Genomic DNA, 12,096 nt, shown 5'->3' with positions numbered 1-12,096 from the left:
CTTTAAAAAAACATCACAGTCATTAAGGAAGCACCATGCAACTGCCACATCTTAGCGAGCCCCTATATCAACAACTGTATCGGGATATTTCTCAATTTCGTAGCACTTTTGACTTACCCGTAGAAGCTCCTGATACCCTTAATGAACAAAGTGATACTCTTCACTCCTCGCTTATCATTGAAGAACTAACTGAGCTAGCTCAAGCTGATTCATTGGTTGAACAAGCCGATGCCATTGTTGACTCGGTGTACGTGTTAATGGGTCGATTGGTTCACCTCGGTATCAAACATCCCAACGATAGTCTTGAAATCAGTTATTTTATTGATGTTTTACTGGCTACAGCCACAAACCTTAATATTGATTTCCTCAAGTGCTGGAACGAAGTCCACAGCAGCAACATGAGTAAAGTATGTCAATCAGAGGAAGAGTACCAAGCCACCGTTTCTTTCTATGCCAAGCAGGGGATCAGCCTAACGGCCACCCATCAAGGAAATTACATTATTGCTAAATGTGCGGAAGATACGTTGATTGATGGCAAGATGATCCGACAAGGTAAGGTGCTTAAAAACGTCTATTATCGTGCCGCTAACCTTTTAGCTTGTATATAACTTCTAGTGATACTGGCTACTAGTAGGCAGGTAAGCATACATCATCAAAATACTATCGATCCGACGAAGCCGCGGCCTTTGCTTCTAACCCTATATAGTGAGAGTGAATATCTGGAAGTTTACCTCTAGATCGAGCATCTGGAAGTTTAGACACTAGATGTTTCTCTCCCGTAACATTTACCCCTTCAACGTTAACGTTCTTTTTTTTAAGAGCCAAGATTACCCGCTTGAGTTGTTGCAAATCATCACCAATGATTGTGATTTTTACCGTCACTGCTTGAGTGCATTTTGACACGTATATGTTCTCAATGATTTCAGCTTCTTTAACATCTTGATTATATGAAAACAGCTTTTGGTAGCCTGTTTTGCTTTCTGCTGTCCTCTTCACACCTTGAGCTTTCAACAGTCCACTTGTGGTTTCAGTATTGTTTTCATCACATATCACAACGATATACATCTCTTTGCTTTTATCAACTGCAAGCTTATGCCAACGTGCAAAACTGTTTTTGACCTTAGGTTTACATGTCGAACGAAAGCTAAACCCTACATTTTTTTCAGGTTTTGCAATTAAGGTGTCACCAATGACAATCACTGTATTTGCTCTTTCTAAATTCAAAACCTCACAGACTTCAGAAAGGTTAGTAACTTGAGCGATCTCACCTGTTTTTAACAGTTCGTTACCATCAGCAGTGGATCTAAAACTACAAGCAACTTCAGGTGTTTCAGGGGATACTGGCCTTTTTTTCTTTCTAGAAACATGTTCAGCCACAATTTCATCATCAAGACTAGTGCTATGCATTAGCCTTTCTCCTGCCGCTCTAGCTGCTAATGATACAGGTAGACTTGTCGTTGCACTTGGAAGAATTGGTGGAGAGAGATCACTCAACTGCTTAGGTGGGCAAGATAAATCAAGACTCCCCTCTGAGTGATTGTCGGAATTTGAAAGACACTTTTCAGGAGCTATATCGCCAGCTCTCGCGTCATAACTTGGCTCGAAAATCCATTCACCACTACTAGGATACAAGACACAGAACAGATTTAGGGTTTCTGTCGATGCACTTTTATGCAAACCTAACCACCCTTCAAACCCTGGTTCTTCTGCCAAATAAAACGTTTCTGTAAAGATTGATACTGTATCTAAGTTGTTTTTTTTGTGTTTATTTTTTTCACCAGCTGTTTTTAATTGTGGCGCTTCCTCTTCTAACATAGCCGGTGTTAATAGTGTATTGGGTGAGACCGACCGAAGTGACATTGTATTGACTGATTTTACTTGAGGTACAACTTTTTCAGCAGTTTCATATCCCTTAAAATAATCAACACTTCTTTGATAGGCCTTATTTAATTTTTCAACATCACTCTCTGACTCTGAGACAGATAATTGACCATTACCACGATGATATGCAGCAAACTTCACACCATAACTTTTATCGTACAACAATGTATAAGTTCTTTGCTCATTAACAATTTTTCCATCAACTTTAGTTATAGCCACACCCACAGTAAAAATTTCACCTCTTTCAGCTGAAATTTCAGCAGGCAATCTTTTCTTAAGTGCTGTAAATTGGTCGTCTGTTAACGTCGAATAAACAGAGTATTGCTCATCATAATGAAACAGTGGTTGAATGGATGATTGCAGTGTTGTTGCCATAACTACCTCAAATTACGGACTCTTAGGTAATTTAAGCATGAGTACTTATTTTAACGATGTACCTAACATTAATTTAAATTAAGCAGCCAGCTGAATTAAGAAGTTAGCTTTGTCATTATCAAGCTAAAACTCTGCCAATCCGTGAGTATCTTAAATTCATATGTTCCAGGTTCTGCTAGCTGAAATTGATTATCACCTTCACTCCATTCTCCTTTCAATTTCAATTCTATCACCCCATTCAGATGTATATCATGACTACTGACAATTGGTGTTTTACCCCCGTCTGGGCTACAAAAAATCAATTGATGAGAGCCTGCTTTTAATTCAAATTCAACTCTACATATATTTTCCTTATCGCTGATTAACTCTTTCATTTGTCCAGCAACACACATTTTATAACCTTCAAATTTATGTTTATTTTCCTTAATTCTTTGCTCTGCTCTCTGTGCTTCTGCCACCACATCACGTTTAGTCAAGGCTTGTAAGGCTTGTGTTTGATGTTGATTGCCCAAATGATAGTGGCCACTATCTGGATCACTTTCACTGCTTCCGCTAGGTGAACGAAAAAAAGACATCTCAGTATCATCCGCTTCAGTTAGCAATTTAGGTACATGATTCATCTTATGCGACACTTTATATGAATTAAGTTGCTCATTTAAGGCTGCACACAATAAGGAATCTGATTCGATATAACTCTGGACTTCTAAAGAGGTTGAATGCGCAAAAGAACGGACTCGAAAGTGGAGTGAACGAGTCTCGTCCACTCCCTTAATTATCAGCATTAATTGCGACTCTCTGCTCATGGCGTTCTGCAGAGCACTTAACCCTGAGTCGGAGAGCTGCTCAAGGTTTCGCTTATTTGGGTCCCAAACTAAGGGTTCTAGAGTCGTTGCAGCATTCAATGTAGCCAACATAGGTTAACTGATTCATTTACTTGCTAAAGTCATACCTAAAATCACCATTAACATCAAACTAAATTGTTTGAGTTTAAGCTTAGGTTCAGGCAAAAAAACTCATAAAACATACCCTATTGCCAAGGCCATAAACATGGTTAACCCTGCCCAGTTATTGTTAAGAAAGGCTTTGAAGCAGTTATGACGATTACGATCTTTGATCAAATATTGCTGATAAACCCCAAAGCCAACGAATGCTACCAGGCCTATAAGATACAAATCCATTTGCCCATGTTGACTTCCAGCCATTGCAAACCCAAACAGTGCTATACATTGCAAAATACCAATGATGAACTTGTCCCAATCACCAAATAAAATTGCCGTTGATTTAACGCCTATTTTGAGGTCGTCATCTCTATCCACCATGGCATACATGGTGTCATAGGCGACAATCCAGCACCAATTTCCGAAAAATAACCACCATGCTTGTGCCGGTAATTGCCCATTTACAGCGGCGTACGCCATGGGAATCGACCAACTAAATACCACACCTAAGAACAACTGCGGAAGATTTGTCACTCGTTTTAAAAACGGATAAATCACCGTAAGAATGATCCCTACCACAGCAAGTTTGAGTACCAATAGATTTAAAAAAAGCACCAACCCAAATGCCAATATGGCTAAAAAACCAAAAAGGCCTAGCGCTTCTTTTGAAGTCAACTCACCACTTGCTAGAGGACGGTTTTGAGTGCGTTTGACCTTACCATCCACTTTTCTATCAGCGTAATCATTAATCACGCAGCCACAAGCTCGCATGATAAAGACGCCAAGCGTAAAGATAATCACCAAAGAAATGTCAGGAACACCACCAGCGGCAAAAAATAACGCCATCAAACACGGCCACAATAACAACAGTGAACCAATGGGCTTATCCATTCTCATTAAACGCCAATAAGCTGAGAATTTTTGTGCTGTCAGCATCCGTTACAGTCCTTCTAACTTGGCTATCATTACTTTTAATTTTTTCACACCATAATCGTCAAAGTTGACTCTTACGCAAGCTTGTTCACCCATGCCTTCAAGCTCTAATACTTTACCTTCACCAAATTTTTTATGACGTACCCGCTGCCCCTCTGTTAAACCACTGTCATGGTTTTGGGTAAAGCTTGGCTTTGGTGCTTGTGATTTTTGATTACGTTGTGATGAACTGAAACCTGAACTGTAGCCAGAACTGAAACCAGAGCTAAATGATGGTTTAGGCTGTGTCACTTTGGTTTTCATGCGGATTTCATCCACGTATTGCTCAGGGATTTCTTTAATAAATCGAGAAGGACGGCTGTAATCTTCACGACCATAAATTCGGCGGGATTCAGCATGAGTAATGGTAAGTTTTTGCATCGCGCGAGTCATGCCGACATAACACAAACGACGTTCTTCATCTAAGCGGTCCCCCTCTTCCAGTGCCATCTTGCTTGGGAATAAGCCTTCTTCAACCCCAGCCATAAACACTTGTGGAAACTCCAAACCTTTAGCTGAATGGAGCGTCATCAGCTGCACCGCATCGGTAAAGGCATCGGCTTGTCCTTCACCCGCTTCAAGCGCTGCATGGGATAAAAAGCCATTCAGCTCACCCATATCCTCTAAATCTTCTGGCAACTCAAAGGTTTTAGCCGCCGTCACTAATTCTTCTAAGTTATCAATTCTGGCTTGAGCTTTTTCGCCTTTTTCTGCTTGATACATGGTTTTCAAGCCCGAATCTTGAATAACGGTATCCGTCATTCGATACAAAGGCATATCCGTAGTTTGTTGTTGCAGTTCAACAATCAAGTCCATAAAACCACGAACCGCATTAGAGGCTCTGGCCGCTAACATTTTTTCATTGAGTACTTTTATACTTGCTTGCCACAGAGTCAGCTGCTCCTGCCTTGCGGTAGAGCGTAAAATATCTAAAGTGCGATCACCAATGCCACGCGCAGGTGTATTCACAATACGCTCAAAAGCCGCATCGTCATCTTTGTTCGCCATTAGGCGTAGATAGCTCATAGCGTCTTTAATTTCTTGGCGTTCGAAGAAACGTAAACCGCCATAAATACGATACGCTAAGCCTTTGTGCAGCAGCGCTTCTTCAAGCACCCTTGATTGAGCATTGGAGCGATACAAAATTGCACAATCGGCTAAGCTGCCACCGTTATCCTGCCAATCGGCAATTCGACTGACGATATACCGCGCTTCATCCATTTCATTGAATGCACAGTAAAGGGCAATTTTTTCGCCTTCAACATCATCCGTCCACAGGCTTTTTCCTAGTCTTTCTGAGTTGTTAGCAATCAGTTCATTAGACGCTTTAAGAATATTCCCCGATGAACGATAGTTTTGTTCAAGACGTATGGTTTCCGCGCCGTTAAAGTCATTTAAAAAACGATGTAGATTTTCTACTTGTGCGCCACGCCAACCGTAAATCGACTGGTCGTCATCACCGACAATCATCACATTGGCGCTGTTACCCGCCAGTACTCGGATCCAAGCGTATTGAATAGCATTGGTATCTTGAAATTCGTCCACCAAGATATGTTTAAATCGGTCTTGATAGTGGGCAAGAATGTGCGGTTTATTAAGCCACAATTCATGGGCTCTTAATAAAATTTCAGCAAAATCCACTAACCCAGCACGATCACATGACTCTTGATAAACCTCATAGATTTTTTTCAGATTTTGTTCAATCGGGAAAATGGTATTTTCTATGTCTTTTGGGCGCAGACCTTGGTCTTTTTTGCCGTTGATGTAACCTTGAGCTTGGCGAGGCGGATATTGTTTTTCATCCAGATTCAAACTTTTCAAAATTCGTTTCAACAGGCGCAATTGATCGTCTGAATCCAGAATTTGGAAACTTTGCGGTAGGTTTGCATCTTGATAATGGGTGCGAAGTAAACGATGAGCAAGACCATGAAAGGTGCCAATCCACATCCGGCTCATGTTAGTACCCACAACATGCTCAACTCGCTCACGCATTTCTGCTGCCGCTTTGTTAGTAAAGGTTACGGCCAGAATTGAGTATGGACTTTGCCCTAATTGTTGCATTAGCCATGCAATACGATGAGTCAACACTCGTGTTTTGCCACTACCCGCGCCTGCTAAAACTAACATATTGGACAAGGGGGCAGAGACTGCCTGTGCTTGTTTATCGTTAAGACCGTTTAATAAAGAAGATGGATCCATGCTCGCCTCCCAAAATCAGAGAGGCGATTGTATCAAAAAATCATAAGAATTGTCTTTGTGAACAGATAAGCTTCAGCGACAACTGAAGCTTATGAATTCAGAGATTAGTTAACCGCGTTGCCCCATAAATGGACGTTGACCACCTGCAACGGCTGCTTTTTTTGGTTTATCGGTAACATTGTTGGTAAGATTATAAAGCTTTAAATCCCATTCTTCGGCCGCTTCAATGAGCTCCCCAACAGAGTCTTTAATAAACCCTTTAGGCTTACCAGAAATAATGATATTGCGATAAACCGTTACATTTTTACATTCAGGCAAAATTCCAATACCGTAACCACCGCGGAAAGGCTCAATGGCACGTTCACCAAAGGCTAACATAAAGTCTTCTGGCACATTGTCAGGAATGGTGTTATTGGTGGTAACCGACAAACGAAGGCTCATTTCTTGATGATCTCGGTACGCCGATAGGGATAATACAATTTTACGACCTTCTTCTTCTCGAGATAGTTCACAGGTCAACACATTGTCATCACCAAAAGTGATCCCTTCAATACCTAACTCAGAAAACGCTTCTTCAAAAATATCCATTGGTCCACCGTAATTGCCTAATAATTTAGAAAACAGACACGCTAACCTCAAGCCTAGTCAAGCTGGTTGAAAACGCAAAATGAAAGGGCATGTTATATTCAACAGTCCCTTATATATTCTGCGCCGACATTGTTACGATCCGCAACATTTGGAGATGAAATTTACTTAATGTTTCACCTTCACATTACGGCGATTATTTTTGCTGTAAATCAACATGAGTTAGCCACTGCTCAAAGTCCATCATATTCCCCGGCAGGATCACTCGGTTGCCATCTTGGCTCAAAGCCGCAAATTGTTTGAAGTATTGTTCACCTAATTGCATCCGTAGTGCATTTTGTCCACCAGGAGCGGAAATCACTTCAGCAAGACGCTCTATGGATTCTGCGGTAGCTTTCGATAAGGTTAATATTTCTTCAGCTTTACCTTCTGCCTCGTTAATACGCTTTTGCATTTCACCTTCAGAGCGGTTGATCATTTCAGTCTTGATCCCCTCTGAACGATTAATACGGCTTTGCTTATCACCTTCACTTTTAGCTAAAACGGCACGACGTTCACGCTCAGCATTTACCTGCATTTCCATGGCATTTTTCACAGTATCGGGCGGAGTAATGTTTTTGATTTCATAACGATGCACTCGAATGCCCCACAGTGCCCCCGCTTGATCCAACACCTCCACCACTTTGGCTGAAATTACATCACGCTCTTCAAAAGTGCGATCTAAATCCAGCGTACCAATCACTGATCTGGTTGTGGTTTGTGCCAATTGAATCGCAGCATAACGATAATCCGTGATGCCATAACTGGCTTTAACTGGATCAACCACTGACATGTAAATTACGCCATCGACTTCTACTTTTACTTCATCGCAAGAAAAACATTCTTGCGGTGGCACATTTATGGTTTCTTCTTTTAAATCGTGAATGTAGGCCACTTTATCCACAAAGGGAATTAAAGCATGAAAGCCGGCATCGAGCGTACAATGATATTTTCCGAGTCGCTCTACGACATAAGCAGATTTAGTTGGCACCAAACGAATGGATTGGAATAATTTGAGGATAAACACTAAAAACAGCAGTCCCCAGATCACCATTACGATGAAATCTTGATTCAATTCTACGTTCATGTTCATTATCCCTGCCCTCCTTGCTTATTGATGGTGGCGCTAACTTGATCCATGCCTTGGAAAAATCCCTCTACCTTAGCGATTTCGGTAGGGATCACTGACACTTGAGTATTATCTAAAATATCACCAACCTGCTTAATAAACTGCTCTTTTAGCAACATGTTCATGGCATCATTACCACCATTTTTTGATAAGGCTTCAGAAACTTTTGCCATCCCCTCGGCTTTGGCTTTGGCAACAATGGCGATTTCTTGGCCTGTACCAATGGCTTCATTGATGCGTTTTTGTTTTTCACCTTCAGATAGGTTAATCGCTTCTTGGCGCTCACCCTCTGACAAATTAATGGTAGCGGCCTTTTCGGCATTCGCTAAGGTAATTTCCGCTCGCTTTTGACGCTCGGCTTCCATTTGTTTTTCCAGAGTATGGATCACGTGATACGACGGTGAAATATTACGGATCTCGTAACGCAGAACTTTAATTCCCCAAGGCTCTGAGGCCACATCAATTTCTCTGACGATGGACTCATTCAATTTTTCACGTTCAGCAAAAGTTTCGCTTAACGTCAGCTTACCAATTTCTGATCTCATTGTGGTTTGCGCTAAGTTCACGGCCGCGCGGCGGTAGTCTTCAATGCCATAACTGGCAAGGCGACCATCCATCACTTTTAGATACACCAAACCATCGACTTCTAATTGAGTGTTGTCTTTGGAAATACAGCTTTGAGTAGGCACATCTAATACTTGCTCGCGAGTGTCATGACGATAAGCGGCTCTGTCTAAAAATGGGATCAGAAAGTGAAATCCGGGCTTTAATACAGCGCGGAATTTACCTAGACGTTCGATCACCACGACCTCACGCATCGGCACCACCAGCATTAGCTTGAATAAAATAAACAGCAGTACTAGCACTGCTATGGTAAATGTCATCATACTCAGTTCCCTTGTTGTTCTGTTTGTTCTTGTTGCTCTTCATTATCAAGTTCGACAACAAAAGCGATGTTTTGTTGGCAAATAATTTTCACTTGTTCCCCAACAGAAATTTGACTGCCATCGGCCACTGCAGGCCAATCTGAACCATTGAATCGAATACGTCCTTGGTGCTCTCCCGGCCCAATAGTTTCTTTTACTGTAGCGATTTGTCCATATACATCAATGGCTTCATCAGTGTTATCTATATGAGCATCACCACCAATCATTTTTTGAGTTAGGCCGCGAAAACCCAACAACAGTACGATTGATGATATAAACCATAGTGTAAGACTTTGATTAAACCCTTCTACCACGCCGCCCCACAGCATGCTCGATACCACTAAACAAGCGATACCAAGTAAAATCACTATACCGCCGGGTAAAATGATTTCAGCGAGGATCAAGAACAAACCAATCAACGCCCATACTACGATGGGATCGGTTAAAGACATAATACATCCTTGGATTATCGATGAAAGAATAACCCTAATATACTCGCGGCTTTCATTATTGTCGACATATTATGTCAATTTATTTTTTTACTCTATGTTGAAGCTTGATAAAAGAACGTCTTTAAATTTTCAGTTTGACAATTAATTTTTATAAATTTACACTGCTCGTAAATCAATCAAAATATTCATTGGGTAATAGAATGTCATTATCTAAATCTCTACTCACAACAGTGGCTATTTTTATGGGAGTCTGGTTTCTGCTGTTGTTTCAACCTGCTCCATTAGAAGCTAGGATCACTGAAAATAAAGTAAAGCCTAACCAAGCAACAAAAGCTCAAGTGACCAAAGCACCTGCAGAGCAACGCAACATCAGTAAATCGACGTTCACCCCTAAAGCCATTGCTGGAGTAACAAAGCGAGTCAGGTTTTCTGAAATACCAAACCTATGGGATGAGTTTTTTAAACAGTCGAGAGTAAGAGCTTTATTTTCCGCTTCACCACAACCCGTATTTGTGATGTATCAAGACATTAGCCCTGACTATACCGAAGCGACCATCACTATCGGTGTTGATGCCAGAAAATTAGGCAAAGTTAATACCAAGGTTGAGCTACCACTGAGCTCTGAACTAACACCATTGCTGACGAAAGGTAGTTATACCCAAAAACAACTGAGAAAAGGTTGGCAAAAAATTAATTATGACAAGCCAATCGACTTTGTGCTTGAAGTCAATTTCTTTGATGCTGACGTAAAACTGAAAGCTTCCGAGCTTTTTGTTCATTATCAATAACATGAGGATGTGATCATGGAATTTATGTCTGAAGTATTTTTAGCCAGAGACCTTCCTTATATTGAAGCCTGGATAGATGACAATTTTTTACTCATCGCTCTCGCCATTTTTGGTTTAGAGTTGGTTCGTTATGCGTTTAAGAAAAAACTGACCATGAACCTTGTGGGTGACAGTATCACTAACTTCATCACCTTAGGCTTTTTAGTCATTATCATCTTTTTCGTCGGACTGGCTTATCTAGGCGCCTTTTATTACTTCTACAACAATTGGAGTATCACCCAACTGCCTATCACCGGCTGGACCATTTTAGGCGGAATTATCCTTGCTGACTTAGCCTATTATTGGGAACACAGATTCATGCATATCAACGGGTTTGCATGGGGTACCCATACAGTTCACCATAGCTCTCCCCACTTTAATATTTCAGTGGCGTATCGCTTTGGTCCATTAGATTGGCTTTTTCCATTCTTCTTCTACTTACCGCTAGTATTGCTGGGCTTTAACCCACTATTGGTACTACTGTGTGAAACCATTGTTCAGGTTTATCAAACCTTATTACACACAGAAGCTGTGAAAAAGTTGCCACGACCTTTTGAAGCTATTTTTAATACGCCTTCACATCACAGAGTGCATCATGCCACTAATAAACAGTACATTGATAAAAACTATGCCGGTATTTTTATCATTTGGGATCGCATGTTTGGCACCTTTGCCAGAGAAGAAGAAGAGGTCAAATACGGAGTATTCCCAAGAATTAATTCTGTTAACCCATTTAAAGTGTATTTCTCAGGGTATGTAAAACTCACCAAACAACTCTGGAACGCACCATCTTGGGGCTACCGCTGGAATTTATTAGTCAAGCCACCGATTTGGGCTTGGGAACAAGAGCAAGCCGCTAAGAAAGCTGCCGCATTGAAGCAATAACCGATTCATCACCTCTCCCTAGTAAGCAAAAAGCCTGCATTCATCTGAATAGCAGGCTTTTTTATTGTTTCGATATGTGAAGCAATAATGTAGTACGGCAACCGTCCGTGACAATTGGGTTTTACTATTTTGCAACCATTTTACGAGCAGTGTTTACCACAATGTTCACCGCGTGACTTTCAGTTTGTTTCATGGTCTCTTCATCAGGAATTTCTTGCTGAGTACGATTTACGATAACGCCCGCCACACAACCTGCACTCCAACCTTGTGAAGCACACATAGTAAATAGCGTCGCCGATTCCATTTCATAGTTCAATACGCCCATGTCTTGCCACTCTTTCATTGAACCAGCAAAACGACGAGTCACACGGCCAGATACCGTATCATAACGCTCTTGGCCAGGGTAGAAAGTATCTGAAGACGCGGTAACCCCTACATGTGGTTCAATACCCGCATCACGACAAGCTTCAACCATGGCAGTAGTACATGTAAAGTCGGCTACCGCAGGGAATTCCATTGGTGCGAAATGTAAGCTTGCACCATCTAATCTAACTGACGCTTGGCTGACAATCACTTCACCGACTTTCACGTGCTCTTGAATTGCACCAGTAGTACCTACACGTAAGAAAGTATCAATACCCAATTGCGCTAATTCTTCAACAGCAATTGACGTTGATGGACCGCCAATACCTGTTGAACAAACCACAACAGCTTTACCATCTAAGTATCCTAAATAACTGGTGTATTCACGATGGCTAGCTAAAAAAGTTGGATTATCCATTAGTTCGGCAATACGTTTTACGCGCTCAGGATCACCTGGAACGATAGCAACGTTTGCTCCATCCAACATGGCTTTGGTCAACCCAAGATGAAAGACATCAGACATTT

The 12,096-nt window shown here is 41.3% G+C and carries 12 protein-coding genes; 3 read left to right on the top strand and 9 right to left on the bottom strand.

What is annotated here, in order from left to right:
* Positions 1–35: 35 nt before the first annotated feature.
* Complete coding sequence (locus D5018_RS06625; protein ID WP_121838224.1) at positions 36–608, top strand: nucleoside triphosphate pyrophosphohydrolase family protein; 573 nt, start codon at positions 36–38, stop codon at positions 606–608.
* A 52-nt stretch (positions 609–660) separates the two neighbouring features.
* Here D5018_RS06625 and D5018_RS06620 read toward each other — a convergent pair whose 3' ends face one another.
* From D5018_RS06620 to D5018_RS06585, 8 genes are all read right to left on the bottom strand, one after another.
* Positions 661–2,256, bottom strand: coding sequence for a hypothetical protein (locus D5018_RS06620; RefSeq protein WP_121838223.1), 1,596 nt, complete (start codon positions 2,254–2,256; stop codon positions 661–663).
* 95 nt (positions 2,257–2,351) lie between these two features.
* Positions 2,352–2,876 (bottom strand): hypothetical protein, encoded by a 525-nt coding sequence (locus D5018_RS21545; RefSeq protein WP_133309245.1) that lies wholly within the window; start codon positions 2,874–2,876, stop codon positions 2,352–2,354.
* Positions 2,877–3,269: 393 nt separating this feature from the next.
* Positions 3,270–4,130, bottom strand: a complete 861-nt coding sequence (ubiA, locus tag D5018_RS06610; protein WP_121838221.1) for a 4-hydroxybenzoate octaprenyltransferase — start codon at positions 4,128–4,130, stop codon at positions 3,270–3,272.
* A 3-nt stretch (positions 4,131–4,133) separates the two neighbouring features.
* The gene (gene uvrD / locus D5018_RS06605; protein WP_121838220.1) at positions 4,134–6,365 is read right to left on the bottom strand and encodes a DNA helicase II; all 2,232 of its coding nucleotides are present in this window, start codon (positions 6,363–6,365) and stop codon (positions 4,134–4,136) included.
* Positions 6,366–6,473: 108 nt separating this feature from the next.
* Positions 6,474–6,953: a hypothetical protein gene (locus D5018_RS06600; RefSeq protein ID WP_121838219.1), complete on the bottom strand. Its 480-nt coding sequence runs from the start codon at positions 6,951–6,953 to the stop codon at positions 6,474–6,476.
* Between the two features lie 193 nt (positions 6,954–7,146).
* Positions 7,147–8,076: an SPFH domain-containing protein gene (locus D5018_RS06595; RefSeq protein WP_121838269.1), complete on the bottom strand. Its 930-nt coding sequence runs from the start codon at positions 8,074–8,076 to the stop codon at positions 7,147–7,149.
* 5 nt (positions 8,077–8,081) lie between these two features.
* On the bottom strand, positions 8,082–9,005 hold the full coding sequence (locus D5018_RS06590; protein ID WP_121838218.1) for an SPFH domain-containing protein: 924 nt from the start codon (positions 9,003–9,005) through the stop codon (positions 8,082–8,084).
* 2 nt (positions 9,006–9,007) lie between these two features.
* Positions 9,008–9,496: an NfeD family protein gene (locus D5018_RS06585; RefSeq protein ID WP_121838217.1), complete on the bottom strand. Its 489-nt coding sequence runs from the start codon at positions 9,494–9,496 to the stop codon at positions 9,008–9,010.
* Between the two features lie 200 nt (positions 9,497–9,696).
* Between D5018_RS06585 and D5018_RS06580 the strand changes: the two genes are divergently transcribed.
* The gene (locus tag D5018_RS06580) at positions 9,697–10,284 is read left to right on the top strand and encodes a hypothetical protein (protein ID WP_121838216.1); all 588 of its coding nucleotides are present in this window, start codon (positions 9,697–9,699) and stop codon (positions 10,282–10,284) included.
* 15 nt (positions 10,285–10,299) lie between these two features.
* Complete coding sequence (locus tag D5018_RS06575; protein ID WP_121838215.1) at positions 10,300–11,208, top strand: sterol desaturase family protein; 909 nt, start codon at positions 10,300–10,302, stop codon at positions 11,206–11,208.
* A 124-nt stretch (positions 11,209–11,332) separates the two neighbouring features.
* Here the strand turns inward: D5018_RS06575 and udp are convergent, their stop codons facing one another.
* Positions 11,333–12,094, bottom strand: coding sequence for a uridine phosphorylase (udp, locus tag D5018_RS06570; protein WP_121838214.1), 762 nt, complete (start codon positions 12,092–12,094; stop codon positions 11,333–11,335).
* Positions 12,095–12,096: the final 2 nt, after the last annotated feature.

The organism is Parashewanella curva, assembly GCF_003675895.1.
GTDB classification, from domain to species: domain Bacteria; phylum Pseudomonadota; class Gammaproteobacteria; order Enterobacterales; family Shewanellaceae; genus Parashewanella; species Parashewanella curva.
The sequence above is the reverse complement of the archived record's forward strand: the minus strand, read 5'-3'. Positions and strand labels throughout refer to the sequence as shown.

Coding starts and splice junctions, on each gene's coding strand:
- D5018_RS06620 (WP_121838223.1), bottom strand. CDS start 2,256: ATGGCAACAACACTGCAATCATCCATTCAACCACTGTTTCATTATGAT.
- D5018_RS06580 (WP_121838216.1), top strand. CDS start 9,697: ATGTCATTATCTAAATCTCTACTCACAACAGTGGCTATTTTTATGGGA.
- D5018_RS06590 (WP_121838218.1), bottom strand. CDS start 9,005: ATGATGACATTTACCATAGCAGTGCTAGTACTGCTGTTTATTTTATTC.
- D5018_RS06585 (WP_121838217.1), bottom strand. CDS start 9,496: ATGTCTTTAACCGATCCCATCGTAGTATGGGCGTTGATTGGTTTGTTC.
- udp (WP_121838214.1), bottom strand. CDS start 12,094: ATGTCTGATGTCTTTCATCTTGGGTTGACCAAAGCCATGTTGGATGGA.
- D5018_RS06625 (WP_121838224.1), top strand. CDS start 36: ATGCAACTGCCACATCTTAGCGAGCCCCTATATCAACAACTGTATCGG.
- D5018_RS06600 (WP_121838219.1), bottom strand. CDS start 6,953: ATGGATATTTTTGAAGAAGCGTTTTCTGAGTTAGGTATTGAAGGGATC.
- uvrD (WP_121838220.1), bottom strand. CDS start 6,365: ATGGATCCATCTTCTTTATTAAACGGTCTTAACGATAAACAAGCACAG.
- D5018_RS06575 (WP_121838215.1), top strand. CDS start 10,300: ATGGAATTTATGTCTGAAGTATTTTTAGCCAGAGACCTTCCTTATATT.
- ubiA (WP_121838221.1), bottom strand. CDS start 4,130: ATGCTGACAGCACAAAAATTCTCAGCTTATTGGCGTTTAATGAGAATG.
- D5018_RS06595 (WP_121838269.1), bottom strand. CDS start 8,076: ATGAACGTAGAATTGAATCAAGATTTCATCGTAATGGTGATCTGGGGA.
- D5018_RS21545 (WP_133309245.1), bottom strand. CDS start 2,876: ATGAATCATGTACCTAAATTGCTAACTGAAGCGGATGATACTGAGATG.